At 66.9% G+C, this 26179-nt stretch carries 24 protein-coding genes; 15 read left to right on the top strand and 9 right to left on the bottom strand.

From position 1 onward, the window contains the following. Positions 1-160 precede the first annotated feature (160 nt). From DFO47_RS16425 to DFO47_RS16400, 6 genes are all read left to right on the top strand, one after another. On the top strand, positions 161-889 hold the full coding sequence (locus DFO47_RS16425; RefSeq protein WP_109864202.1) for a TetR/AcrR family transcriptional regulator: 729 nt from the start codon (positions 161-163) through the stop codon (positions 887-889). Positions 890-977: 88 nt separating this feature from the next. After that, entirely contained in the window at positions 978-3032 is a 2055-nt protein-coding gene (locus DFO47_RS16420; protein ID WP_133832349.1) for a PTS mannitol transporter subunit IICBA, read from the top strand. Next, positions 3032-4195 (top strand): mannitol-1-phosphate 5-dehydrogenase, encoded by a 1164-nt coding sequence (locus tag DFO47_RS16415; protein ID WP_133832348.1) that lies wholly within the window; start codon positions 3032-3034, stop codon positions 4193-4195. The genes DFO47_RS16420 and DFO47_RS16415 overlap by 1 nt, the downstream gene beginning before the upstream one ends. A 209-nt stretch (positions 4196-4404) precedes the next feature. Then, the gene (locus DFO47_RS16410) at positions 4405-4896 is read left to right on the top strand and encodes a GNAT family N-acetyltransferase (RefSeq protein ID WP_133832431.1); all 492 of its coding nucleotides are present in this window, start codon (positions 4405-4407) and stop codon (positions 4894-4896) included. 41 nt (positions 4897-4937) lie between these two features. Next, entirely contained in the window at positions 4938-5375 is a 438-nt protein-coding gene (locus DFO47_RS16405; RefSeq protein WP_133832347.1) for a MarR family transcriptional regulator, read from the top strand. Between the two features lie 28 nt (positions 5376-5403). Continuing rightward, positions 5404-6630 carry an MFS transporter gene (locus DFO47_RS16400; RefSeq protein ID WP_109864205.1) on the top strand — a complete coding sequence of 409 codons (1227 nt, stop codon included), beginning with the start codon at positions 5404-5406 and terminating at the stop codon, positions 6628-6630. Positions 6631-6709: 79 nt separating this feature from the next. Here the strand turns inward: DFO47_RS16400 and DFO47_RS16395 are convergent, their stop codons facing one another. From DFO47_RS16395 to rraA, 3 genes are all read right to left on the bottom strand, one after another. Next, positions 6710-8152: a sugar porter family MFS transporter gene (locus DFO47_RS16395; RefSeq protein ID WP_133832346.1), complete on the bottom strand. Its 1443-nt coding sequence runs from the start codon at positions 8150-8152 to the stop codon at positions 6710-6712. A 211-nt stretch (positions 8153-8363) separates the two neighbouring features. Further along, the gene (locus tag DFO47_RS16390; protein ID WP_018763666.1) at positions 8364-10028 is read right to left on the bottom strand and encodes an MDR family MFS transporter; all 1665 of its coding nucleotides are present in this window, start codon (positions 10026-10028) and stop codon (positions 8364-8366) included. 126 nt (positions 10029-10154) lie between these two features. Beyond that, the gene (rraA, locus tag DFO47_RS16385) at positions 10155-10649 is read right to left on the bottom strand and encodes a ribonuclease E activity regulator RraA (protein WP_133832345.1); all 495 of its coding nucleotides are present in this window, start codon (positions 10647-10649) and stop codon (positions 10155-10157) included. Between the two features lie 115 nt (positions 10650-10764). Here rraA and DFO47_RS16380 point away from each other — a divergent pair, with 115 nt between their 5' ends. The 5 genes from DFO47_RS16380 to DFO47_RS16360 all read left to right on the top strand — a co-directional run bounded on the left by DFO47_RS16380 (position 10765) and on the right by DFO47_RS16360 (position 15900). Beyond that, entirely contained in the window at positions 10765-12048 is a 1284-nt protein-coding gene (locus DFO47_RS16380) for an MFS transporter (protein ID WP_133832344.1), read from the top strand. Between the two features lie 137 nt (positions 12049-12185). Then, positions 12186-12794: a TetR/AcrR family transcriptional regulator gene (locus DFO47_RS16375; protein ID WP_133832343.1), complete on the top strand. Its 609-nt coding sequence runs from the start codon at positions 12186-12188 to the stop codon at positions 12792-12794. Positions 12795-13081: 287 nt separating this feature from the next. Beyond that, on the top strand, positions 13082-14281 hold the full coding sequence (locus DFO47_RS16370) for a malic enzyme-like NAD(P)-binding protein (RefSeq protein ID WP_133832342.1): 1200 nt from the start codon (positions 13082-13084) through the stop codon (positions 14279-14281). A gap of 95 nt (positions 14282-14376) precedes the next feature. Beyond that, a complete protein-coding gene (locus tag DFO47_RS16365) occupies positions 14377-14880 on the top strand; it encodes a DUF456 domain-containing protein (RefSeq protein WP_133832341.1) in 504 nt (167 codons plus the stop codon). A 42-nt stretch (positions 14881-14922) separates the two neighbouring features. Further along, complete coding sequence (locus tag DFO47_RS16360; RefSeq protein ID WP_133832340.1) at positions 14923-15900, top strand: hypothetical protein; 978 nt, start codon at positions 14923-14925, stop codon at positions 15898-15900. On the opposite strand, the gene DFO47_RS16355 is transcribed toward DFO47_RS16360, so the two are convergent. Next, positions 15897-16538: a LysE family translocator gene (locus DFO47_RS16355; protein ID WP_133832339.1), complete on the bottom strand. Its 642-nt coding sequence runs from the start codon at positions 16536-16538 to the stop codon at positions 15897-15899. The two genes, DFO47_RS16360 and DFO47_RS16355, sit on opposite strands and share 4 nt — an antisense overlap. Before the next feature lie 107 nt (positions 16539-16645). Here DFO47_RS16355 and DFO47_RS16350 point away from each other — a divergent pair, with 107 nt between their 5' ends. Beyond that, positions 16646-17101 carry an Lrp/AsnC family transcriptional regulator gene (locus DFO47_RS16350; protein ID WP_133832338.1) on the top strand — a complete coding sequence of 152 codons (456 nt, stop codon included), beginning with the start codon at positions 16646-16648 and terminating at the stop codon, positions 17099-17101. Positions 17102-17106: 5 nt separating this feature from the next. Here DFO47_RS16350 and DFO47_RS16345 read toward each other — a convergent pair whose 3' ends face one another. The 3 genes from DFO47_RS16345 to DFO47_RS16335 all read right to left on the bottom strand — a co-directional run bounded on the left by DFO47_RS16345 (position 17107) and on the right by DFO47_RS16335 (position 19811). Further along, the gene (locus DFO47_RS16345; RefSeq protein WP_133832337.1) at positions 17107-17772 is read right to left on the bottom strand and encodes a hypothetical protein; all 666 of its coding nucleotides are present in this window, start codon (positions 17770-17772) and stop codon (positions 17107-17109) included. Further along, positions 17769-19250, bottom strand: coding sequence for a WXG100 family type VII secretion target (locus tag DFO47_RS16340; RefSeq protein ID WP_133832336.1), 1482 nt, complete (start codon positions 19248-19250; stop codon positions 17769-17771). The genes DFO47_RS16345 and DFO47_RS16340 overlap by 4 nt, the downstream gene beginning before the upstream one ends. A gap of 84 nt (positions 19251-19334) precedes the next feature. Further along, positions 19335-19811, bottom strand: a complete 477-nt coding sequence (locus DFO47_RS16335) for an Lrp/AsnC family transcriptional regulator (protein ID WP_026265119.1) — start codon at positions 19809-19811, stop codon at positions 19335-19337. A 321-nt stretch (positions 19812-20132) separates the two neighbouring features. Here DFO47_RS16335 and gluQRS point away from each other — a divergent pair, with 321 nt between their 5' ends. After that, positions 20133-21029, top strand: a complete 897-nt coding sequence (gene gluQRS, locus DFO47_RS16330) for a tRNA glutamyl-Q(34) synthetase GluQRS (RefSeq protein ID WP_133832335.1) — start codon at positions 20133-20135, stop codon at positions 21027-21029. A 9-nt stretch (positions 21030-21038) separates the two neighbouring features. Beyond that, positions 21039-21656, top strand: a complete 618-nt coding sequence (locus DFO47_RS16325; RefSeq protein ID WP_133832334.1) for an HD domain-containing protein — start codon at positions 21039-21041, stop codon at positions 21654-21656. Here DFO47_RS16325 and DFO47_RS16320 read toward each other — a convergent pair. Then, on the bottom strand, positions 21653-22969 hold the full coding sequence (locus tag DFO47_RS16320) for a GNAT family N-acetyltransferase (protein ID WP_133832333.1): 1317 nt from the start codon (positions 22967-22969) through the stop codon (positions 21653-21655). The two genes, DFO47_RS16325 and DFO47_RS16320, sit on opposite strands and share 4 nt — an antisense overlap. A 125-nt stretch (positions 22970-23094) precedes the next feature. Then, positions 23095-24045, bottom strand: coding sequence for an L-lactate dehydrogenase (locus DFO47_RS16315; protein WP_133832332.1), 951 nt, complete (start codon positions 24043-24045; stop codon positions 23095-23097). Positions 24046-24132: 87 nt separating this feature from the next. Here DFO47_RS16315 and ggt point away from each other — a divergent pair, with 87 nt between their 5' ends. Next, a complete protein-coding gene (gene ggt / locus DFO47_RS16310; RefSeq protein ID WP_133832331.1) occupies positions 24133-25965 on the top strand; it encodes a gamma-glutamyltransferase in 1833 nt (610 codons plus the stop codon). The last annotated feature ends 214 nt before the right edge of the window (positions 25966-26179 follow it).

Below are 26179 nucleotides of genomic sequence, written 5' to 3'. Positions count from 1 at the left end.
TGAAGGTCCTCATTCTCTGCCGGTAGACAGGCCCGCCAAGGTCTCCGGCGCCGTGCCGGGGCTGCCGGTGGACTGCTACGTCCAGGGCAGGAAACGTGCCTGAAAAAATTGTATGTGATTCAGTTCATATAGCAACGCTATAGGTGCTAGGGTAGCGGTTATGAGTTTGGATGGCCAGCTTCCCCCCAAAATGCGGCTGCTCCGCGCAGCCGCGGAGTTGCTGGCAAATTCCGCGGGAGCGCCGGTGTCCACCCGCCAGATCACCCAGCTGGCGGGCGTTTCGGCGCCCACGCTGTACCACCACTTCGGTGACAAGGAAGGACTGTTCGACGCCGTCGTCGCCGCAGGGTTTGAGGAATATGTCGCGGGCGAAAGGGATTTCGCCCCTTCCGGACAGCCGCTTGAGGACATCCGGAGAATGTGGGACAACCACGTCCAGTTCGGCCTGAACCAGCCCGAGCTGTACCTGGTGATGTTTGGCAACATCCGCCCGGAGAGCCGGCCCGCCATCGTGGCGGACGCCGAGTCGCTGATGGAGGAGATGCTGAACAAGGCAGCGGCGGCGGGCCAGCTTAACGTCCAGCCCAGGGAAGCGGCCAGGTCCATCCTGGCGGCCAACGTGGGCGTGACGTTGATGCTGATTGCGGAGTCTGCCGCCGAGAGGAACCTCGAATTGTCCACCATGACCCGGGACGCCATGATCTTCGCGGTGTCCGCCGAGCCCGCCAGCGGCCCGGCCGCGGGCAGCACCGGAAAATCCTCGGTGGTGGTGGCAGCGATCGCCCTGAACGCCGCACTTCAGGCCTCGCACTCTGACCAGCTTTCCAGCTCGGAACTCAAGCTCTTCCTCGAATGGCTGCACCGGATCTCCACCAGCACCGCCGGCTAAGCCCCAATCAGCGCATTACCCAGCACTACGTCGTCGTAATCATTCGGACCATCCTGCGGAGCAGCAGGAATGACGGTTAGGAAATCACATGGCAACAGAGACAGTTGCAAAACCCCGCACCAGCGCGCGCGTGCACGTCCAAAAGTTCGGGACATTCCTGTCCGGCATGATCATGCCCAACATCGGTGCGTTCATCGCCTGGGGCATCATCACCGCCCTCTTCATTGAGAAGGGCTGGCTGCCGGTGCCGCAGCTGGGTGGATTCGGCGAAACCGACGGGAAGCCCAACATCGGCCTCGTTGGCCCCATGATCACCTACCTGCTGCCCCTGCTGATCGGCTACACCGGCGGCAAGATGGTCTACGACGTCCGCGGCGGCGTGGTGGGTGCCATCGGCACCATGGGTGTGATCGTCGGTGCCGGCATCCCCATGTTCATCGGCGCCATGATCATGGGCCCGCTGGGCGGCTGGACCATGAAGAAGATCGACATGCTGTGGGAAGGCAAGATCCGCCCCGGCTTCGAGATGCTGGTCAACAATTTCTCCGCCGGCATTTGGGGTGCCTTGCTGGCCCTGCTGGGCTTCTACGGCATATCCCCCTTGGTCACTGCGTTCAGTACGGCTGCGGGCAACTTCGTGCAGTTCCTGGTCCAGAACGGCCTCCTGCCGCTGACCAGCATTTTCATCGAACCGGCCAAGGTCCTGTTCCTGAACAACGCCATCAACCACGGCGTGCTCACCCCGCTGGGCGTCCAGCAGTCGCTGGACCAGGGCAAGTCCATCCTGTTCCTGCTCGAAGCCAACCCCGGCCCCGGCTTGGGTATCCTGCTCGCGTACACGTTCTTCGGCCGCGGCGCAGCCAAGGCGTCGGCCCCCGGCGCAGCCATCATCCAGTTCTTCGGCGGCATCCACGAGATCTACTTCCCGTACGTCCTGATGCGCCCGCTGCTGATCCTCGGCGCCATCGCCGGCGGCATGACCGGCATCGCCACCCTCGCCGTCACCAACTCCGGCCTGGTGGCACCGGCCGCCCCGGGCTCCATCTTCGCCGTGCTGGCCCAGACCTCCCGCGACAGCTACTTCGGTGTGATCCTGTCCGTGGTCCTCGCGGCGGCAGTTTCCTTCCTGGTGTCCTCGGTCATCCTGCGGACCACCAAGCACAGCGATGAGGCGGACCTCGGCGACGCCACCGCCCGCATGGAAGAGATGAAAGGCAAGAAGAGCTCGGTCGCCTCAACCCTCACCGGCGCCGGCGTCGGAACTGCCGCGGGTGCGGCCGCCGGCCGCGGCGGGGTAGGCGTCCTGGCCGGCCCGGTGCGCAACGTGGTGTTCGCCTGCGACGCCGGCATGGGCTCCAGCGCCATGGGAGCCTCGGTGCTGCGGAACAAGATCAAGGCCGCCGGGTTCCCCGACGTCAAGGTCACCAACGCCTCGATCGCCAACCTCACCGACAGCTACGACGTCGTGGTCACCCACCAGGACCTCACCGAGCGTGCCAAGCCCGCGACGTCCAGCGCCGTGCACTACTCCGTGGACAACTTCATGAGCAGCCCGCGGTATGACGAGATTGTTGAACTGGTCCGCGAGAGCAACACCGAGCGCGCAGGCTCGGGCGACGCCGGCGCCACCCACGGTGCGCACGCCGCCGAAGCCCCGGTGGACGCTGCGCCCGCTGCCGCGGCAGGAACCGCCGCTTCCACGGCCGGGACCTCCGAGATCCTGGCACGGGAGAGCGTAGTCCTGACGGGTTCGGCCACCACCCGCGACGCCGCCATTGACGAAGCCGGCAGGCTCCTGCTGGCCCGGGGTGCCGTGGATGAGGGCTACATCGCCGCCATGCACGAGCGCGAGGAATCGGTGTCCACCTACATGGGCAGCTTCCTGGCCATCCCGCACGGCACCAACGCCGCCAAGGACCACATCCGCAAGTCCGCGGTGTCCGTTATCCGCTACCCCGAAGGCATCGACTGGAACGGCAAGGAAGTGAAGTTTGTGGTGGGTGTCGCAGGCATCAACAACGAACACCTGCACATCCTGTCCTCCATCGCCAAGGTCTTCACGAACAAGGAGCAGGTGGCCAGGCTCGAGGCTGCCACGTCCGAGGATGAAGTCCTGGAGCTCTTCGGAAAGGTCAACTCATAGTGAAGGCAGTACATTTTGGCGCCGGCAACATCGGCCGCGGCTTCGTGGGCCTGCTCCTGCACGATGCCGGCTACGAGGTGGTGTTCGCGGACGTGGCCGATGAACTGATCACCCGGCTGGCGGCCGCGGACAGCTATGCGGTCCACGAGGTGGGTGAGAACCCCGCCGTGCGGACCGTGGACAACTTCCGGGCGCTGAATTCCAACACCCAGGAGGCTGAGCTGGTCGCGGAAATCGCGACCGCGGATATCGTCACCACAGCGGTGGGTCCGCACATCCTGAGGTTCGTGGCGCCTGTGATCGCCAAGGGCATCGTCGCCAGGGAGCCCGGCCGGGCTCCCCTGCAGGTGATGGCCTGCGAGAACGCCATCAACGCCACGGACATCCTGGCCAAGGAAGTGGCCGCCCAGCCGGGCGCCGCAGCCGGGGCCCTGGATGGGAAGGTGGTCTTCGCGAACACGGCCGTGGACAGGATCGTGCCCAACCAGGAGCCCGGCCAAGGCCTGGACGTCACCGTGGAAACCTTCTACGAATGGGTCATCGACCGCACCCCGTTGGGTGACTCCGCGCCCGTGATCCCCGGGGCCACCTTCGTGGACGACCTCTCGCCGTACATCGAACGGAAGCTCTTCACCGTGAACACCGGGCACGCCTCCGCCGCCTACCTGGGGTTTGAGGCGGGGCTGGAAAAGATCTCCGACGCCATGGCGGACCAGGATGTGGCGGAAGATGTCCGGGCGGTGCTGGAGGAGACCAAGCAGCTCCTGGTGGCCAAGCACGGGTTCAGCAACGACGAGCAGGAGGCGTATGTCCAGAAGATCCTGGTCCGGTTCTCCAACCCCTACCTGCCGGACACCGTCAACCGGGTGGGCCGCGCCCCGCTGCGGAAGCTGAGCCGCCACGAGAGGTTCATCGGCCCGGCGGCGGAGTTGGCAGAACGCGGCGTGGTGCCGGAGGCCCTGCTGGGCGCGATCGCTGCCGCACTCCGCTTCAACGATCCCGCAGACGCCGAGGCCACCGAACTCGCGGGCATCCTCGGCTCCGCCAGCCCGGCTGATGCCACGGCCAGGATCACCGGACTTGAAGCGGACCACCCGCTGTTCAGCGCCGTCGCCACCCTCGTGGAGGAACGGCAGGCCGAACTGGCAGGCGCCCCCGCCTGACGCGCGCCATCCCAGCGACGCCGGCACCCACTTCATCGCAGGAGTGGGTGCCGGCGTTCGTCCGTCGTGCAATACCCCGGAAACCCCCGCTCACCTTTTGCCCGCTTTCCCGCAACGCCCGCTCACCTTTTGCAGGCTTTCCCCAAACCCCCCCTCAGATCCTGTGCCAAGCTGGGCAGGTGACCGATACCCAACGTGCCGTGACTCCCTTGCTGACCGCCGACGTCGACGGCGGTACGTTCCGCCTCCGCCATGCCACCCCTGCCGACCTCCCGGCCATGGTGCAGCTGCTCGCCGACGACGCCCTGGGCGCCGGCCGCGAGACCGCACAGGACATGGAGCCCTACCAGCGGGCCTTTGACGCGATCGACGCCGACCCCGCCCACTTCTTGATCGTCGGCGAGGCCGTGCCGGTGGGGGACCAGGCCGGCCCCGTGGTGGCCACCTTCCAGCTCAGCTTCCTTCCCGGCATCTCCCGGCAGGGTGCCTGGCGTTCGCAGCTCGAGGGCGTCCGCGTTGCCGCGTCCCTTCGCGGGCAGGGCCTGGGGAAGCTGATGGTGGGCTGGGCCGTCGCGGAGTCCCGGCGCCGGGGTTGCACCCTGATGCAGCTGACCACGCACCACAGCCGCTCCGCGGCGCACCGGTTCTACGAGCAGCTGGGCTTCGAGGCCAGCCATGTCGGGATGAAGTTGACGCTCTGAGCCTTGACTGTTAGGTGCCCTAAATGTTAGGCTGCCTAACGATGAACGACGATAACGCACTCCAGGAACTTGCCAGCGGATTCCGCGAGGCCCTCCGCCACAGCGTCTACCTGGTCCGGCGCCTCGACGCCGACGGTGAACTCAGCGCCGCCCAGCTCAGCACCCTCAAGATGCTGCTTGACGAGGGCCAGCGCGTCGGCGAGATCGCCCGCAATCTCGGGGTCCGCGTCCCCAGCGCCACCGAGCAGATCATCAAGCTCGAGCGCGCCGGGCTGGCCCGCCGTGAACCGGACCCGAACGACTCCCGCGCTGTCAGGGTGATCCTGACCCCCGAGGGCCGGGACGCCGTCGACTCGGCAAACCGGCGCCGCAACCAGGTGATGGCAGGCATCCTGAGCACCCTCAGCGACCAGGACCGCAAAGCCCTGGCTGACGCGCTGCCGGTCATCGACAAAATCAACGCTTCCCTCCAGAACTGAACCAGTGACGAATTTAGGAGTACCCTCCATGGACGGCCAGCTCGCAGAAACCCTGCCGGCACCAGAAAACACCCTGCAGGCTGAAAAGGCCTCATTCCTCAAGCAGCCGAAGGCGGTGTGGGCCACCGCGCTCGCTGCAGTGTTCGCCTTCATGGGCATCGGCCTGGTGGACCCCATCCTCCCCGCCATTGCCACCAACCTGCAGGCGAGCCCCAGCCAGGTCTCGCTGCTCTTCACCAGCTACTTCCTGGTCACTGCACTCGCCATGCTGATCACAGGGTTTGTCTCGTCACGGATCGGCGGCAAAAAGACCCTCCTGATCGGCCTGGCCGTCATCGTCATCTTCTCCTCGCTCTCCGGCCTGTCTGCCAGCGTCAGTGAGCTGGTGGGCTTCCGGGCCGGCTGGGGATTGGGCAACGCCCTGTTCGTGGCCACGGCCCTTGCCGTCATTGTCGGCGTCGCCAGCGGCGGTGCCGGGACCGCGATCATCCTCTACGAAGCCGCCCTGGGCCTGGGCATCTCGCTCGGCCCGCTCCTGGGCGCCCTCCTGGGCGGCTGGCAGTGGCGCGCACCGTTCTTCGGCACCGCCGTCCTTATGGCGGCCGCCTTCATCGCCCTGATCGCCCTGCTGCCCAAGACGCCGCTGCCCGAGCGCAAGGTCCGCCTGCGGGACCCCTTGCTGGCACTGGGCCACAAGGGACTGCGGACGACGGCGGCGAGCGGCCTGTTCTACAACTACGGCTTCTTCACCATCCTGGCTTTCACCCCGTTCATCCTGGGCATGAACGCCTACGGAATCGGCGGCGTCTTCTTCGGCTGGGGCGTGGCCGTGGCTGTGTTCTCCGTCTTCGTGGCACCGCCGCTGCAGGCCCGCTTCGGTGCCGTCAAGGTGCTGACCGGCACGTTGTTCCTGCTCATGCTGGACCTGGCCGGGCTGGGCCTGGCGGCGGGGCACTCGGTGCCGGCCGTCGTCGTCCTGGTGATCGTCGCCGGTGCCCTGCTGGGCGTCAACAACACCATCTACACGGAACTGGCCATGGGTGTCTCCGATTCGCCCCGCCCGGTGGCGTCCTCCGGCTACAACTTCGTCCGCTGGATGGGCGGCGCGCTGGCCCCGTTCGCGGCTGCACAGCTCGGTGAGCACTTTGGCCCGCAGGTTCCGTTCTTTGCCGGCGCGGCGGCCATGGTGGTGGCCATCCTGATCGCCCTCGGCGGCCGGGCCTACCTCTCCTCGCACGAACCGCACGTGGTGTAAGCGGCCCGACAACAAACAAACCCTCCATCACGCCAGGTGATGGAGGGTTTTGTTGTTTCCAGCGAAAGCCGCGGCGGCGTTACGAGGCCTTCTTGGAACCCTTGGGCACGAACAGCGTCTCGGCCTGCTCGAGGGACATTCCGTTGGTCTCCGGCACCTTGAACATCACGAAGAAGAAGGAAGCCGCCGCGAACAGCGCGTACATGGCGTACGTCAGGGGCAGCGAGCCTGCGGCCATCACCGGGAAGCTGAGGGTGATGGCGAAGTTGGCCACCCACTGCGCGGCAGCTGCCAGGCCCAGGGCCCGGGCGCGGATCTTGGATGGGAAGATCTCGCCCAGGAGCACCCACACCAGCGGTCCCCAGGACGCGCCGAAGCTGATCACGAACACGTTGGCTGCCACGAGGGCCACCGGTCCCCAGGCGCCCGGCAGGGTGATGTCCTCGCCGCTGCCCGTTGCCGAGGAGAACGCAAGGGCCATGGCGCCCAGGGACACCGCCATTCCCACGGAGCCGGTGAGGAGGATGGGGCGCCGCCCAATACGGTCCACCAGGGCGATGGCCACCAAGGTAACCAGGATGTTGGTGACCGCCGTTGCCACCGAAATGGCCAGCGAGTCCTTTTCCTGGAACCCGACGGCCTTCCACAGGGTGGTGGAGTAGTAGAAGATCACGTTGATGCCCACGAACTGCTGCAGCACGGACAGGATGATGCCCACCCACACCACCGCCTGCAGGCCAAAGGCCTTGCCGCGGAGGGAGCCCTTTTGGCCGGCCAGCTTGTCTTCCTCGATGGCTTCCCGGATGTCGCGGATGTGCCGGTCGGTGTCCTCGGCGGGCGCAATCGAATCGAAGACCGTCCGTGCCTGGTCCTCCTTGCCCTGGAACACCAGGAAGCGCGGGGATTCAGGCAGCGTGAAGGCCACCCAGCCGTAGACGACGGCGGGAACGGCGGCGGCAAGGAACATCCACCGCCAGGCTTCGATACCGAGCCAGAACGACTGGTCCGCGCCACCGGCCGTCGTGGCCAGGAGCGCATCGGAGAGCAGGGCTGCGAAGATACCGGTGGTGATGGCCAGCTGCTGCAGGGAGGCCAGGCGTCCCCGGACCTTGCGCGGTGAAATCTCGGAAATGTAGGCGGGGGCGATCACGGACGCCAGGCCGATGCCCAGGCCGCCCACCAGGCGCCAGAAGATCAGGTCCCAGACGCCGAAGCAGAAGCCCGTGCCCACGGCGCTGACCAGGAAGAGCAAGGCGCCCAGCTTCATGGCGGGAATGCGGCCGTAGCGGTCCGCCACCTTGCCGGCCAGGAAGGCCCCGGCGGCGCAGCCAAGCAAGGCGATGGCGACGGCGAAGCCGGTCACGGCCTCGGACAGCGCGAATTCTTCCTTCATGGCGTCCACGGCACCGTTGACCACGGACGAATCGAAGCCGAAGAGGAATCCGCCCACCGCCCCCGCGAGCGCCAGCCAGATCACCCGCCGTGGAATCCGGGTGGTTGTCTGCTCCTGTGCAGTGGGCATGGTTCTCCCTGGTGTTGGGGGTTTATGGATGCGGTGCGGACGTCGTCGGCTGCTGTACCGGCCCAAAGGGCCGGCGCACACGCGCTAAACAGTGTGGCACGCCACCGCCGCAGGTTCCACTTGACGCCCCTTGCCCCACAACTTGCCCCGCAACGAAAAACGACGACGGCGGGCCGTGCCGCCGTCGTCGTTTCTCCGTGCGCTTCCGGGCCTAATGGGCCGGAATCTGCATGTCGTCCTTGTCCTGCGGCGAGGCCTTCTGGTCCGTCAGCTTCTTCCGCGGCAACGCAAAGCTGATGAGGAACGCCAGGCCCGTCAGGGCAGCAGCGGTCAGCATCACGGTGTCGATCGAGGTGGCGAAGCCTTCGGTGATGGGCCTGGTCAGGGTGGAGTTGGCCGTGTGCAGCCAGCTGGTGTCGTTCAGCGAATCGTTGGAGGCACCGTTCTTGAAGAAGTCATACAGCTTGGCGTTGGCGGGATCGGACGCGACGGCGGGGTCCTTCAGGACGGCGAGGTAGGCAGGATCCGTGGTGGCGCTCTTCATGCCGTCCGCGATCCGGCTGGCGGCCAGGCTGAAGAGCATGGAGATGAACACGGCGGTACCCACGGCGCCGCCCATGGAGCGGAAGAACGCCGCGGAGGAGGTGCCTACGCCCATGTCGCGCGGCGGAACGGAGGTCTGCATGGCAAGGGTGAGGGGCTGCATGCAAAAGCCCAGGCCCACGCCGAAGAACACGGCGATGAGGCCGGGAACCCACAACCCGGTGTCCACGCCCAGGGAGAAGCCCATCACCAGGGCGGCAGCGGTCAGGATGCCGGTGCCCATGATGGGGAAGATGCGGAACGTTCCGGACGCGGAAATGGTGCGGCCGGCGGTGATGGAACCGAACAGGATGCCCACCGTGAAGGTGATCATCATCAGGCCCGCCTGTGTGGGGGTGAGGCCCTTCACCAGCTGCAGGTACATGGGAAGCATGGCAATGGCGCCGAACATGCCGATGCCGATGATGAAGTTCAGCAGCGAGGACAGCCCGAACGTGACGTTGTGGAAGAGCCGCAGCGGGATCAGGGCGTAGTCGCCGGCGCGCTTCTCGGCGAGCAGGAACCAGGCAATGCCCACGACGCCCAGGCCGTAGCAGAGGAAGGAGTTGACCGAGGCCCAGCCCCAGGAGCGGCCCTGCTCGGCCACCAGCAGGAGCGGAACTATCGCCACGGTGATGGCCGCGGCGCCCCAGTAGTCGATCTTCTGCTTCAGGTGCTTCGCCGGCAGGTGCAGGAACAGGAACACCACCGTCAGGGCGGCAAGGCCGATGGGGATGTTGATGAAGAAGACCCAGCGCCAGCCGTCAAAGCCCAGGATGTTGGCTGATCCGGCGAACGCGCCGCCCACCACAGGGCCGAGAACCGAGGAAATACCGAAGACGGACATGAAGTAGCCCTGGAACTTGGCACGGTCCTTGAGGGAGACGATGTCGCCGATGATGGTCAGCGCCAGGGCCAGCAGCCCGCCCGCGCCGAGGCCCTGGATGCCGCGGGCAATGGCCAGTTCGGTCATCGAGTGCACCGAGCCCGCGTACAGCGAACCCACCAGGAAGATGGCGATGGCCGTCAGGTACAGCGGCCGGCGGCCGAAGATGTCGCTCAGCTTGCCGTACAGCGGGGTGCTGACGGTGGACGTGATCAGGTACGCGGTGGTGGCCCACGCCTGCAGCGAGAGCCCGTCGAGATCGTTGGCGATGGTGTAGATGGACGTCGAAACGATGGTCTGGTCCAGGGATGCGAGGAACATGCCCAGCATCAGGCCAACCATTACCGTGACGATCTGGCGTTGCGTCAGTGTTTCTCCGGCGCGGGGCGCGGCAGAGGCTTTGGACATGGGGGCTCCAGGGGAAGAAAAGGATATAAGCAGCGATAGTTGCTTTCAGTAACTATCTTACTCGCACTTTTTATTCCCCGCCCTGCCAACTTTCCGCGGTTGCCGTTGCCGGGCGGCGCTCCCTGCCTAGGCCTCCACGAGGATGCCGTCCGGGTCGCACCAGATGGCGGCCCCGGCACGGATGGTCACGCCGTCAATCACCACGTCCACGTCGACCTCCCCGGCGCCGGCCTTCAGGCTCTTCTTCGGGTTGCTGCCGAGTGCCTTGACCCCAAGGTCCAGCCGGGCAAGGGCCTCCCGGTCCCGGATGGCGCCATTGATCACGACGCCGGCCCAGCCGTTCGCCACGGCGCTTTCGGCGATCATGTCCCCCATGAGGGCCGTCCCCAGCGATCCGCCGCCGTCCACCACCAGGACGGCGCCGTTCCCCGGGGATGCGAGCGTCGACTTCACCAGGGCGTTGTCCTGGAAGCACCGGATGGTCCGGGCCGGGCCGTTGAAATGCGTCCGTCCGCCCAGGGACTGGAACTGCAGGGAGATCGATGCCAGTTCGGAGCCGCGTTCGTCATAGAGGTCTGCAGTGTTCACGGGTGGGTTTCCCGCGGGAGTGGGTGCGCTCATCTGTTGCTCCTTGGTCTTCAGTGACGGGGCACCGGGGCGGGGCCCCGCGGCCAGGTACGGCCCACGATAGTCTGATTCCCACCGCCAACCGGCCGCACCAGGGGGAGCCAAGCCAATGAGTCTGTCCAAGAAGCCTCTGCCGCCGCCCGGCTCCGCACCGGAAAGTGCGACGGCGGCGCTCGCCGAGCCGGTGCAGAAGGTCACCGCTCGGTGGGTCACCGGCCTGGTATTGGTGAACGTCGGCATCAACGCCGCCTTCTTCGGCCCGATCAACGTGTTCATCGGCCAACAGGCCATCAGTATCGACGCGCCCAGCAAGGAAGCAATCCTTTCCTTGGTGACGGCCTGCGGTGCCGCCGTGTCCTTGGTGGCCAACCCGCTTTTCGGCGCCCTCTCGGACCGGACCACCTCGCGCTTTGGCCGCCGTGCCCCGTGGATTTTGGCAGGGGCGGTGCTGGCGACGGCGGCCCTGCTGGCGATGTCGTTTTCCGGCGCCGTGGCGCTCATGGTGCTTTTCTGGTGCCTGGTGCAACTGGGTGCGAACGCCGCCTATGCTGCCATCACCGCCGCCGTCCCGGACCGGGTGCCCGTGGCCCAGCGCGGCGGCGTGGGCGGGCTCGCGGCCATGGGCCAGACCCTGGGCATCCTCACCGGCGCCGTCTTCGGGGCGGTGGTTGGCGGCAACTTCATGGTGGGCTACTGGCTGTGCGCCGCGGCCCTCCTGCTGTCCGTCCTGCCGTACCTCTTCCACCGGAACGATCCCGTCCTGCCGGCGTCGGAACTGGAGGCGTTCCGCCCCCGCGTCTTTGCCAAGGGCTTCTGGATCAGCCCGGTGCGGTATCCGGACTTCGCCTGGGCGTGGCTGACGCGGTTCCTGGTGAACGTGGGCAACCAGCTGACCATCGTGTACCTGCTGTTCTTCCTGCGGGACGTGATCGGCTACCCTGACCCGGCCGCGGGGGTACTGGTCCTGACCGGCATCTATGCCGTGATGGTGATGATCACCGCCGTGCTGGCCGGTCCCTGGAGCGACAGGGTGGGCCGGCGGAAGCCGTTCGTCATCGGTTCGTCCGCCACGATCGCCATGGCCGGGGCCATCATGGCGTTCTTCCCCGTGTGGCCGGGCGCCCTCGCGGGGGCAGCGGTCCTGGGCATCGGCTTCGGTGCCTACCTCGCGGTGGACTTCGCTCTGCTGACCCAGGTCCTCCCGTTCGCCGTCAGCCGCGGTAAGGACATGGGCGTAATCAATGTGGCCAACTCCCTGCCCCAGGTGGTTGCCCCGGCCCTGGCGCTGGTGGCCGTGACGTACGCGGGCGGCTACCGGACCTTGTTCCTCACCGCCGCCGTCATCGGGCTTTTGGGCGCTGTTTTCGTCGTCAAGATCAAGGGCGTGGACTGACCCGAAGGCGGCCGAAGGTAAGCCCGCTGACCAACCTGCTCGGTGCGGTTGCCGTATAGTTGAACCGGGCTGCAGGGTGGTACGGAAGTGGGGGCACTCCTGGCCGCAGTCCCCTAAAACACAACCCCGGAATGCTGATGCCCGAGACTTTTTCAGACCATCCGCCCATGGCCGCCCGGCCTTCCGCTCCCCGCCAGCGCCTCCGTTACGCGCGGATCCTCGACACCGCCGCAGGGTTTGCCCGCAGGGGACTGGACGCTGTGGAGCTCTCCGAAGTCGCAGAAAGAGCCGACGTCCCGCTGGGGACGCTCTACCGGTATTTCCCGTCTCCCACCCACCTGATGCTCGCGCTCTTCCGGCACCAGCTGGACGAACTGCAGGCCGGTGCCCGTGGATCATCGCCGCGTTTCCGCGGACGTGCCCTCTCCGGCCTGGTAATGGAGATTTTCCACATGCGCGTCATGCAGCCTGCCGTGGAACAGTGCCTGAGCCGGAGTGTGTACCTGCCGGAGCGGGATACCACGGAGCTCCTGCGCGAGATCGACGCGCTCAGCGAGAAGCTCGTTGCCGGCGCGTGCGGCGATGCGGTGGGCGCGCGGGTCCTCCTGCTGACCGTCACTGGTCTGGTCCAGTCCGTGCGGAACCGCCGGCTTTCCCTCTTCGAAGCCGAGGAAGACCTCAAAAAAGCCTGCGGTCGCTTGTCTCCGGAGGCTGAATCCGGATTAACAGTGACTAAATCCGCGTAACTGGTCTAGACCAATGCGCAATTAAATCCGCCATAATGCCGTGATCTGGATCACTAAAACGCCTGCTTAAACCTTTTGGCACTGCATCAGCGGTTCCTTGACGTTCCTGCCGGACGTTTGTGGGTGCCTACCATGGTCGCACCGGAGCGGCAGGGCGGAAACACCCCCGGCGTTCCCCCTGGACCCGCCACCCTTGGGTTTCCGGTCGCACTACTTTCCCCGCTGGGCCCGGCCGGGTTCCAGCTCCATGTGCCGTGCGCCCACGGCGAGCACCAGGAGACAACGACGTGTCCATTGACGCAGTTACCGCCACCGACAACTCAGCAGCGACGGCCCTGACCGAAGACGAAATCTTCGGCGCCCACCAAGGCGGCAAGCTGTCCGTGACCAGCACCGTTCCGCTCTCCAACAAGCGGGACCTGTCCATCGCCTACACCCCTGGTGTTGCCGAAGTCAGCCGCGCCATCCACGCCAGGCCTGAACTTGCCCGCACCCTCACCTGGGCCGAGCGCCTGGTGGTCGTGGTCAGCGACGGCACGGCCGTCCTGGGCCTGGGCAACATCGGCGCCAGCGCCTCGCTGCCCGTCATGGAAGGCAAATCGGCGCTCTTCAAGACCTTCGGCGACCTCGACTCCATCCCGCTGGTCCTGAACACCACCGACGTGGACGAGATCGTGGAGACCCTGGTCCGGCTGCGCCCCAGCTTCGGCGCCGTCAACCTCGAAGACATCTCCGCACCGCGCTGCTTTGAACTCGAGGAAAAGCTGATCGAGGCGCTGGACTGCCCCGTCATGCACGATGACCAGCACGGGACCGCCGTCGTGGCCCTGGCAGCCCTCACCAACGCCGCCAAGGTGACCGGCCGGGGCCTGGAAGGCCTCAAGGTGGTGGTGTCCGGTGCCGGTGCCGCCGGGATCGCCGTCGCCGAGATCCTGCTGGCCGCCGGCATCACCGACGTCGTCCTGCTGGACTCCCGCGGTGTCATCAACAGCAGCCGCGCCGACCTTGCGGCCGACACCGCCAGCAAGAAGGCGGACATCGCAGCCCGCAGCAACCCCCGCGGCATCACCGGCGGCCCCGCCGAAGCGCTGGCCGGCGCGGACGTGTTCATCGGCGTCTCCTCCTCCAAGCTGGCCGAGGAACACCTGGCCCTGATGAACCAGGACGCCATTGTGTTTGCCCTGTCCAACCCGGACCCCGAAGTCCTTCCCGAGGTAGCCGTGAAGTACGCCGCGGTGGTGGCTACCGGCCGCAGCGACTTCCCGAACCAGATCAACAACGTCCTGGCCTTCCCGGGTATCTTCCGCGGCGCGCTGGACGCCGGCGCACGCCGCATCACGCCGGCCATGAAGCTGGCTGCCGCCCGCGCCATCGCTGAACTGGCCGCCGAGGACCTGTCGGCCGACTACATCGTGCCCAGCCCGCTGGACCCCCGCGTAGCCCCCGCGGTCACCGCAGCCGTCGCCGCGGCGGTGGAAGCGGAGTAAGCCCTCGCCTGGGGACAGGCAACGACGGCGGTGCCTCCTTCGCGGAAGGAGGCACCGCCGTCGGGCGCTTGAGGAGCGCCCCTAGACTGGGGACCATGACCTCCGAAACCGTGGTGACCATCCTGTGCGGCCTGGGAATCCTGGTGGGCGTGGCCGGCACCATCATCCCCGTCCTTCCCGGCAGCGTCCTGGTAGGCATCAGCCTGCTGGCCTGGGCCATCTGGGGCGGCGCCGGCACCGTGGGGTGGGTGGTTTTCGCGGTGGCCATGATCTTTGTTGCCGCGGGCATGACCGCCGGCGCCGTGCTCACCGGCAGGAAGCTCAAGCAGCACGCCATCCCCAGCCGGAGCGTCGTGGTGGCGCTCGTGGCGGCCGTTGTGGGGATGTTCATCATCCCGGTGCTGGGACTCTTCGTTGGTTTTGCCGCCGGCCTGCTGGTCAGCGAGTTCCTCCGCACCAGGGATTTTCTGACGGCGGCCAGGTCCAGTTGGGCTGCCCTGAAGGCCACCGGCCTGGGGATGCTCGCCGAGTTCGGGCTGGCCTGCCTGGCCGCCAGCACCTGGGTGGTCGGAGTATGGATTGCGGCCGCCGGCCGCTGACCGCCCGGCGGGGCCCCGCCCCTTCCCGGTTAGCATGGAACGATGAGCGCCGGGGACACCGCACCGATCTATTGGGACAGCCGTGACCTCACGCCGTTCGGGCACGCCCAGCTGCGGACGCCGGTCCACGACCTTGCCGGCGGCGTGGGCGGCCTGCTTACCGGCGTGCTGGGCGGACGGAACCCGGCCCTGCTGTCCATCGACGGCGAGGTTCCTCGGCTTAAGCGGTTGCCGTCAAAGCCCGCCAGGGCAGTCCACGAGGCGGTTTTCTCCAGCCGCGAACCCGAGCGGCTGATCTACCTGGCGCGGACCTACCCCGGCTGGGCCGGGCTGTGCTACCTCATGGCAGGCCTCCTCGAGTACAAACACGGCGGCTACCTCCGTGCCTCCGAACTCCTGCAGCGCGGGCTCACCACCCGGAACGATGAGGAGGCCAACCGGTACTCCTCCACCTACCTCACCAGGATCATCACCCGGATCGAACTGGCTGAACGGGTGGAAATCCCGGTGCTGTTCAGCGAGGAGTCGGTGTTCCTGGCCCTGGCCCATTCGTTGCGCGAGACAGGCCGCACGGAGGCTGCCCTGGATGCCCTCTCGGGGTTGCCGCCGTCACTCCCCATGGCTTTGGCCCGCTGCTCGCTGGCCCTGGACCTTGGCCGGAGCCGCACTGTCATCGATTGGACGGAGGGCTTGCTGAACGCCGACGACCTCTCTGCTGCCCTGCTCCTGGTCCGAGCCCGGGCGCTGCGCCGGGAAGGTCGGCTGGACGCGGCGCAGCAGGCCATCGCCGAGGTCCTGCGCCGCCGCAAGACCCACCTGGCACTCCGCAACGACGCCCTGACGGACCGCGCGCTGCTGGTCTTGGAGTCAAGCCGGCGGTCCCTGAATCCGCGCGACTGGGGACGCCGGCGCGGGGACCCGGAGCCGCAACGGGAAATCGGGGCGCCGGTGCCCATCCGCAAGGACGAGGAAATGCGGCGGATGTGGGAGCAGGACTGGAAGGAACTCAGCGGTGACTAGGCGCGGCCGGCAAGGAACGGCACCACCTGCTCGCCGAGCAGGACGGTCCCCAAAACAACCATGATGATGCCGCTGGCAAGGGTCACCACGCGCGCAGCCCCGGGCCGGCTCTGCAAGAGCGTCCTCGAGAGCAGTGCCACCGCCGTGTAGACCAGTCCCGCCAGGGCCACGAACGTCATACCCAGCAGTCCCGACTGCACCGGGACCGGCAGGGAGGCGTCCGCGCTGACGAACTGCGGAATCAGCGCCACATAGAACAGCAGCCCCTTGGGGTTGATCCCGCTGGTCCCCATGCCCTGCAGGAAGGTGCGCAGCCGCGTTCCGGAGCCGCCCGCCGCCGCGGCACCAAAGCTTGCACCCCGCCAGGACCGGAGGGTCCCAATGCCGAGCCAGAGAAGATAGGCCGCACCGGCCAGGGTGATCCATCCCAGGAGGCCAGGCATTCCGGCCAACAGCGCCGCCAGGCCTGCCACCAGCAGGACGGTGTGGAGGATGTAGCCACCGCAGAGCCCCGCCACCGCCGGCACGAAACTGCGCTGCCGGAGGCCGGCGGCAATGGTGTACGCCCAGTCCACTCCCGGCGTGCAGGCCAAAGCGGCGGCCACCACGATAAAGGCCAGGAACAGCTGGGGATTCACGGGGGTTCTCCTGTCGACGGTGTCTCAAGAGCAACCTTAGGTAGAATCACGCCATAAGTGCTGTCCGGTTTTCGCCCGCCTCGCGGTGCGGGCAGTATGTTTATTGCGTGATAGACGACATTGACAGGAATATTTTGCGCTACCTCCAGGAGGATGGCCGGATGACTGCCACGGCGCTCGCCGCAAAGGTGGGGCTGACGGTGGCGCCCTGCCACCGCCGGCTGCGTGACCTGGAGCAGTCCGGCGTGATCCGCGGCTACAAGGCGGACATTGACCCGGCGGCGGTCGGCCTGGGTTTCGAGGCGATCGTGTTCGTCACCCTGCGCCAGGTGGACCGTCCCACCATGGAAATCTTCGAGAACCGGGTGGCGGACAATCCCAACATCGTGGAGGCGCAGCGGTTGTTCGGCTCGCCCGACTACCTGCTGAAGATCATCGCCGCAGACCTGCCCGCCTACCAGCGTTTTTACGACACCGAACTGACATCGCTTCCCGGGGTGGAGCGGTTGACGTCCACCCTCGTGATGAAGAACCTCAAGTCCAACGCCGGTCCGCCCGTGTAGGAAGGCTAGGTCAGCGGGTTGATGTGGACGATGATGACCTGGACGTCCTTTGAGCCGTCGTAGCGGAGGTCGTAGTTCACTTCAAGTCCCGTGCTGGTGCCGGACGTGATGGAGAAATTGCTCTTGGTGCCCGGATTGCTTTCCATGCTGCTGATCCACCTCTCCGCGGCGGCAGAGTCCACCCCATACTTCTCAACCCCGTCCCGGATCAGGCCGGTGTACTCCTCCAGCGACCCTGCAGTCAGGAAATAGGTCACCTCGCGGAAATCGGGCTCCTGTTCCGTGGTGCTGAAGCGGATGCGGTCTGTTTCGGCCTGCACGTCTCCGGTGGGACCGGCAATGGTCAGGGAAATCTTGCCGAGGTCGCGGGTGTTGATCTCCGGGCCAAAGCTGTCGTCGGTCAGCCTCACCGACGCTTTTTGCAGCCTGCCCGAGCGCATGTCCAGGCGGGCCGTCCTCGTCTCGCGGATGGCATCCACGCCGGCGGCGTCAAGGGTGGAAAATTCGGAAGTGTGCACGGTGCTCCCTGCGGAAGGTGATGAGGCGGACGGCGGAGTGGAGGTCGGGGCGGCGGGCGCGCAGCCCGCCAGTGCAGCAGCGGCCAGGAGGACCAGGACGACGCCGGCACGCGGCCGCAGTGCGCGGCCGGCAGGAAGAAAGGGCGTCGTCACTGGTGCACCTCGGCTCCGAAACCATCAAGGAAGCGGCCCATGATGGCAGGGATGTTGTTGGTGGGCCGGTACTGGTCCACCCGGGCATCGAAGTCGGATCCGATGATCCCGGCCGCGCGGGCCGGATCTGTTGCCAACAGATGCTGATAGGCAGGCAGCGTGTCCTGCTTGATAAGGTTCCAGCGCTGGTCCGCGTTGGCGATGTTGCCGTCCGGGAAGCCGGTGGTGAAATCGGTGCGGAACTGGGCCGGGTTGTCCCAGTTGGTGAACGGGATGTTCTGCGGGCCGGGACTTTCCACGCTGAAGCTGTAAGGAAATACCTCCGGATAGCTCCTGGCGCCCGGGATGGAGGGTTCGCCGGCGAGGGTCACCATGTATGTCACGGCTTCACCGCCGGGGTGGCTGCGCATGGAGTCGTAGTCGTCCGCGATGATGTCGTTCTGCTCGCGGTAAAGCAGGGCCGTATTGCCCTTCCGAACTTCATCCGGAATGCCGGAGTCCACCTGGGCCCATGCACGCGCCGTCTCGGGATCGATGGCGCCTGAGTCGCGGAGCCGGTTGATTTCTTCGATGCCGCCGTTGAGGTAGGCCTGGTGCTGGCGGCCCTGGTCCAGGAAGATTTCCTTGTTCATGTCCAGCATGCTGGTCTCATAGAAGCGGATCTCACTATCGGTCATGCCCGCCAGTTGCTCCAGTTGGTCCAGGACCGGCAGGGGAACATCGGAGGCCGGGTTGTCCGCGATCTGGCGGGCCAAGTCCCGCAGCATGGCCATGTCCCGGAAACCGCCGGCGAACGATGGCCCGATCATGTTGGCCATTCCAGCCCACTGGAGGTCGGGGTTCGCGAGGTAGGCCTGTCCGTAGTAGTCGTAGACGCTGCGGATGGTATTCCAGTTGTATTCGGTCCCCTTGGAGGTGTCCCAGGTGGAGGGATCGATCCCCATCTGCAGCATCGCCTGGTTGTTCCAGTACGAGCTGAGGAAGTCCGCATATTCCGGGGACTTCTTCTCGATCAGCCCGGAATCTGCGGCGGCGTCCATTGCTGCCTTGGCTGCCTCCGGGTTGGCCAGGGCCCACTGGCGGAACTCCGCGCCCTGCAGGTACTGCAGCCGCTCCGAGGGGGACATGCCGGTCAGCAGATCCGTCAGTTCCTGCGCAGTACCGCCACCGGACGCGCCCGAGCCTCCTGTTCCCGTCCCGCCGGAACCGCCGGCACTGGCTTTCTCCTGCTCGTCCGCGTTGGCCAGCAATGCTTTGGACGCCGATTCCAGCCCTGCGGTGGCAGACCTCAGCAACCTGGCGTGGGAGGAGGTCCACTCGCTGCGGAACCTGTCGCCGTCGTGCCCCTTCCACAGCCCTGAAGCGATGCTGCTGGAGAGCTGCTGGCCCAGGGACTCAAGCCGGCTCGCACTCCTGGACAGGTCCTTGGCAAGCTGCCGGAGCTGTGCCACATCACCGCCGTAAAAATTCCCTGCCATATTTTCCCCCTGTTGGATCCCGTGCCAGCCTAGCCGCAGCCGCCGACCGGCGGCGATGGGGAGAGCTGCCCTGGGGGCGCCAGGCTACCCCTGCCCTTCCTGCAGGAGCCCGGTGGTCCGGTACGGGATGACCTCGCGCAGGAACATGCTCGTTGAGGTGCGGACAATGCCCGGGCAGAGGCGGATCTCCTCGGAGACCCGGTAGAGATCGTCGGGGCTTTTGGCCACCACGCGGATCAGCAGGTCAGTGTCCCCCGCGGGGGCATGGCATTCCAGGACTTCGGGGATCTTGCGCAGCGCAGCGATCGCCTCGTTAAGGTGGCTTTGGTCCAGTTCTGCGCTGACAGCTGCGGCCACGCCACGGCCGAGCGCGGAGGGCAGGACCCGGCTGCTGTTGGGGCGGAGGGCGCCCGAAGCAGCCATCCGCTCCAGGCGCGACTGGACGGTGCCGCGGGCAAGGCCCAGTTTCTGGGCAAGCACCATGATGGGCACCCGTGGATCGTTATCAAGCGCGGCCAGGATGCGCCGGTCGGTCGAATCGAGTTCCTGCAATCTGACCACTTCCTGCTTTGCTGTGCATCGTCAATTAGTCAGTCTGCCCAGTCCGAGTGACCTCGGTTGCGCCTACTGTAGGGCATCTGCTGAAATCATGGCAATAAGGGATGCAGGCTACCGCCGCAGTCCCGCAGGCTACAGGATCCCCGGCACACCACCCGGTCCCTGGACCAAGCTTCCCGCAAGGACGCTGCCGCAGATTGACTCATGTTCACACCAATGTCATTCCGCATCACACGGCAAGAGCCCCTGAGCTACCGACGTCGGCATTCCCCGAAGTCATCGGTAGCTGAGGGGCTCTTGTGCTGTTCCGTTTAAGGTGGATTTATGACCTCCGCCGGACGTTTCGCCCCCAGTCCCTCCGGTGACCTGCACGTCGGAAACCTGCGGACCGCCATCCTCGCCTGGCTCTTTGCCCGATCCACGGGACGGGCGTTCCTCCTGCGGGTGGAGGACCTGGACCGCGCCCGCGCCGGATCAGAGGCGGGACAGCTGCGGGACCTCCAGGCCGTCGGCGTGACCTGGGACGGCGACGTGGTGCGGCAGACGACACGCGGGCCCCTCTACGCCCGGGCGATTGCCGGCCTGGAACAGGCGGGGCTCACCTACGAGTGCTTCTGCACGCGCCGGGAAATCCAGGAAGCAGCCTCCGCGCCGCACGCTCCCCAAGGCGCCTACCCGGGGACCTGCCGGAACCTGGGCCGGGCGGACCTGGAGTTCAAGCGCTCCACCCGGCCCGCGGCCCTCCGGCTGCGGGCGGACGTCACCGAATTCACGGTCCATGACACCCTGCACGGCGAGTTCACCGGGGTGGTGGACGATCTTGTGCTGCGCCGCAATGACGGTGTCACCGCGTACAACCTCGCGGTGGTGGTGGACGATGCCGCGCAGGGCATAGACCAGGTGGTCCGGGGTGGGGACCTCCTGCCGTCCACGCCACGCCAGGCGTATCTCGCGTCCCTGCTGAATATTCCCGTACCGGAATATGCCCATGTGCCCCTCGTGGTAAACGTCGACGGCGCCCGGCTGGCGAAGCGCGACGGCGCCGTGACCCTGGCGGACCTGGCAACGGCAAGGGTGGACGCAACCCGGGTCCGCGACGCCATCCTCGAATCCGTGGGCCTTCCGCCCGGTCCGTTGGACCATGCCCTGGAGTCCTTTGACCCCAGCTCGCTCCCCATGGAGCCATGGACGTGGCCGGGCGTGCCCGGGGCGGGCGCGTAGGCTGGACCCATGCCAGAAACAGGAACCGCGGACGCGAGCCTCCACGGGCCGCGATTCACGGTGGAGACTGCCAAGGTCCTCGCCGAAGTTGCCCACAACCGCCAAAAGGACAAACTCAAGCGGCCGTACCGCGAGCATGTCCTGGCCGTCGGCGACGCCCTTGCGGACTTCGACGACGACATCCGGATCGCCGGCTACCTGCATGACATCGCGGAAGACACCCCGATCACCCGGCAGGCGCTGCTGGACATGGGCGTCTCCGAGCGCGCCGTGCGCATCATCGAGCGCGTCACCAAACGGCTGCACGACAACCCCGACGACTACCAGGCCGGAATCCGCTTCATCGCCGAGGACCACGACGCGACCCTGGTCAAAATTGCCGACAACGCCCATAACTCGCTGCCCGAACGGGTGAAGGCCCTCGCGGAAAAGTGGCCGGACAAACCGCCCGTCACCCGCTACGACGACGCCCGGCCGGTGCTGTACGCGGCGGTTCCCGTGGAGGAAACCCGCAAGATCCTGGCCCGGATCAACCCCTGGCTGCTGGAGGAATTCGACGCCATGCTGGACGAGGACGACGACACCGACTACGAGAACCTCTCCTACGACGACGTTTCCGGGGATTAGACCCGGCCCAGCGAGCCGATGTCTTCCAGGAAATCCGCCTGCACCTCCGCGCTGACGGTGGTGCGCGTTTCACCGACCGCATCCAGGTAATCCTGGGTGGACGGGCCCTTCCGCACCGCCTCGCGCACCGAAGCGTCACCGCCCGATGCCAGCCCGCCGTCGTCGTACACTGCCTTTTCCAAAGCCCGCTGGGAAGCGCTGCGGGCAGCGTACTCGATGTCCGCCGGCGAAAACCCTTCGGTGCGTTCCACCAGCAGTTCCACGTCCACGGCGTCCACCACGGCCGCGGGGATGAACCGCTGCCACATCGCCTCGCGTGCCTGCCGGTCCGGCAATCCGATGGGAATCACGTAGTCGAACCTGCCGTGGCGCAGGAAGGCGGAGTCCAGCGCCCGGATGAAATTGGTGGCGCACACCAGCAGCCGGCCGGGCTGCTCGCGGAATGCCGGAATGATCTTCAGCAGCTCATTGGTCACGCCCTGCAGCGGCGACGGCGGATCACCGGCCCGCTGGGACGCGATCTCCTCCACCTCGTCGATGAACACCACGGCGTGCTCCAGCTCCGCGATCTCCAGGAAGGTCTCCCGCAGCGCACCGGCCAGGCCCTGCGGGTCGCCGGCCAGCCGGGACGGGAACACCTCCACGAACGGCCACTCGAGCCGGGATGCGATGGCCTTCGCGAAAGTGGTCTTGCCGGTGCCAGGCGGGCCGAAGAGGACGACGGCGCGCGGCGGCACCACGCCGAATTCATCCGCAAGGTCCGCCTCGGCCAGCGGGAGCACCAGGCGGCGTTCCAGCAGCTCCTTTTCCTTGCGCATGCCGGCCACGTTCTCCCACAGGTCCCGGGCGAGGACGCGGCCGCCCAGCTGGCCCAGGGCCCCCAGTTCCTGGCGCTGCACCGGAATGGTGCGCTCGAAGTACCGCAGGTTCTTCTGCAGCGCAAAGCCCCTGCCCAGGAAGGCCTCCACCCGCGTTTCGGACTCCGGCATCAGCGCTGAGAGCTTGTTCAGCCCGTGCGGGGCCATCCGGCTCTCGACGGCGGCCAGCAGCGAGGTGCCGATGCCGCGGCCCCGGTATTCGGGGAGGGTGGCCAGGAACACGATCCACCCTTGGTCGTGCGCGGCGCGTCCGACCGCGGCGCCCACCACCTGGTCGCCCTGAACCGCCACCACCGCGTGGTCCTTCTCGCAGGACGCGAGGACCTCGGAGAGCGCATACACAGGTTCGACGTTGTTCGTCTTCAGGGTCTCCCAAAGGTGCAGGATCCCGTCGAGGTCCGCTGAGTGGAAATCCCTGATCCGCCAGTTGGTCATGGGTTGCTCCTGTTGGTTCGTCGTTGAGCCAGTGTGGACATCTCAGGTGAGCATATGCGAACCGCGCAGCGGGCGGGGTTGCGGCGGCGTTGCATGACGCCGGCCGCCCGTCCCCGTGGCCCCGCTCAGATCCCCAGCCTGTCCATCGTGTTCCGCAAGGTGTCAGCGGAAACCTGCAGGGCCGCCAGTTCGCCGCCGTCCATGGGTGTGTCCAGGACCCGGTGCACCCCGCCGCGGCCCACCACGCTGGGAAGTGACAGCGCCACTCCCGAGATTCCGTACTGCCCGGACAACACCGTGGAGACGGGGAGGACGGCATTGTCATCGCGCAGCAGCGCCTCCACGATGCGGGCGCCGGAGAGGCCGATGGCATAGTTGGTGGCCCCCTTGCCGGCGATGACCTTGTACGCGGCCTGCACCACGTCCCGGGCCGTGGCGGCCAGGTTCTCGGAGGTGAAGACCCGCCCGCCGCCGTCCGTCCAGTCGCGGATCGGGACAGGCCCGATCGTGGCCCCGGACCACAGCGGAAATTCGGTGTCGCCGTGTTCGCCCACCATGCTGGCATGCACGCTGGTGACGGAGACACCTGCACGCCGGGCCAGCAGCCAGCGCAGCCGGGAGGTGTCCAGGACGGTGCCGGAAGAGAAGATCCGCTCCGGCGGCAGCCCGGAGATGCGCTGGGCCGCGACCGTCAGGACGTCGCACGGGTTGGTGACGAGGACGTAGACGGCGTCCGGCGCCCGCTCCAGGAGCTGCGGCATCAGCTGTTCAAGGATCCGGACGTTGGTGCCGGCCAGGTCCAGGCGGCTCTGCCCTGGGTTCTGCTTGGCACCCGCGGTAATCACCACGACGTCGGCACCCTCCGTGACGGCGATGTCCCCGCCGCCGGCCACCGTCGCGGACGCCGCGGCGAACTGGCTGCCATGGGCAAGGTCCAGGGCCTCCGCTTCGGCCTTGGGCGCATTGACGTCGAACAGGGCGATACTGCTTGCCGAGCCGCGGATCAGCGCGGCGTAGGCCAGCGACGTGCCTACGCTCCCGGCCCCCACTACGGCGAGTTTGGATCCACCAGGCATGGTGCCCTTCCTTTCGGAATCGTTGAGTGTGTCCTACCCGAAGAGTAGCGTGGCCACCATCACACGAACCCCCACTAAGGAGCCACCATGCCACATTTCGGACGCCGGCTCGCTGCTGTGACGGCGGCGCTGGCCATCGGCGTGACCACCGGGGCTATCAGTCCCGCTGCAGCGGACCCCCGGCAGACCGACAAGAGTCCCACGGCCACCGGGTACGGCGGCGCGGTCAGCACGGTGGACCCGGAAGCGTCGACAGCGGCCATCGAAGTCCTCCGGAAGGGCGGGAACGCCGTGGACGCCGCGGTTGCCGCCGCAGCTACGCTGGGCGTCACCGAACCCTACAGCGCCGGCATCGGCGGGGGCGGCTATTTTGTCTACTACGACGCCAAATCCGGGAAGGTCAGCACCATTGACGGCCGCGAGACTGCGCCGGCCGGAATCAAGCCGGATGCCTTCATCAATCCCGCTACCGGCAAGCCCTACCCGTTCACCCCTGAACTGGTCACCAGCGGCGTCTCCGTGGGCGTGCCCGGCACCCCGGCCACATGGGAACGTGCGCTGGACCGCTGGGGCAGCATCAGCCTGGGGGAGGCACTGAAACCGGCCATCAAGGTGGCGGACCGAGGTTTCGTGGTGGATGAGACCTTCCGCAACCAGACACAGGACAACCAGACGCGGTTCGCGGCGTTCACCTCCACCAAGGACCTGTACCTCCAGGGCGGCAAGCTGCCGGAGGTGGGCTCGGTCTTCAAGAACCACGACCTCGCGGACACCTACCGGCTGCTGGCACGCAACGGAATGGACGCGTTCTACGACGGTCCGCTCGCCGAAGAGATCGCCAACACCGTCCAGAATCCGCCCAAGTCCCCGGACACCAAGCTTCCCGTTCCCGTTGGCTCCATGACGGCGGAGGACCTGGAAAACTACCGGGCGGTGGACCAGGACCCCACTCACGTGAACTACCGCGGCTATGACGTCTATGGCATGGCACCATCCAGCAGCGGCGGCACCACCGTCGGGGAGTCCCTGAACATCCTGGACGTCTTCGACCTGCCGGCCTTGAAGGCAGACCAGCCTGCCGTCCTGCACCACTACCTCGAAGCCAGTGCCCTCGCGTTTGCCGACCGCGGGAAGTACGTCGGCGATCCTGCCTTCGTGAAAGTCCCCACGAAAGCCCTGACTGATCCCGTCTTCGGCAAGGAACGCGCCTGCGAGCTGGACCCAACCCACGCCGCAACCAAGCCGGTCCTGCCCGGCGACGTGACCTCCTACGACGGCGCCTGCCCGGCCGGCCCGGCTGCTGCCGCCGAGGAGAAGGACACCGAAAACATCTCCACCACCAACATGACTGTCTCCGATAAGTGGGGGAACGTGGTGGAGTACACGCTGACCATCGAACAGACCGGCGGGTCCGGCATGGTGGTCCCCGGCCGCGGCTTCCTGCTGAACAACGAGCTCACGGACTTCTCCACGGTGTACAGCGCCACCGATCCCAACCGGATTGAGCCGGGCAAACGGCCGCGGTCCTCGATGTCGCCCACCATCCTGCTGAAGGACGGCAAGCCGTTCCTGGCCCTGGGCTCCCCGGGTGGCTCCACCATCATCACCACGGTGCTGCAGACCCTGGTGAACAAGATCGACTTGGGTATGAGCACCCCGGACGCCATCGCCGCGCCGCGTGCGTCGCAACGGAACACGGCCAGCGTCACGGCCGAGCCTGCCTTCATCGACAAGTACGGGGCAGCCCTGACCTCGCGATTCGGCCACACGCTGACCCCGTCCGGCGACTCCTTCACCTCCGCCTCGGAGATCGGGGCGGCCACCGCCATCGAATTCCTGAAGGACGGCCGGACCCTCGCCGCCGCGGAGCCGGTCAGGCGCGGCGGCGGCTCGGCCATGGTGGTCAAACCGTCACAGTAGGAGGACCACCGCATTAAGCGCCCGACGGCGGCACCCGGGTTCCGGAATTCCAGAACCCAGGTGCCGCCGTCGGCGGTTAAGCCCGAAGGCCGTTACTTCTTGAAGGTATCCGCCGGCGCGTTGGCGATGACGGGGGAGGTGCCGGTGTAGCCGTCGCGGGTTTCGGCGATGTGGCGGATGCGGGTGCGGCAGGCGTACCAGCCGATGACCATGA

It is taken from the genome of Arthrobacter sp. AG258 (assembly GCF_004364695.1).
Classification (GTDB): domain Bacteria; phylum Actinomycetota; class Actinomycetes; order Actinomycetales; family Micrococcaceae; genus Arthrobacter.
The sequence above is the reverse complement of the archived record's forward strand: the minus strand, read 5'-3'. Positions and strand labels throughout refer to the sequence as shown.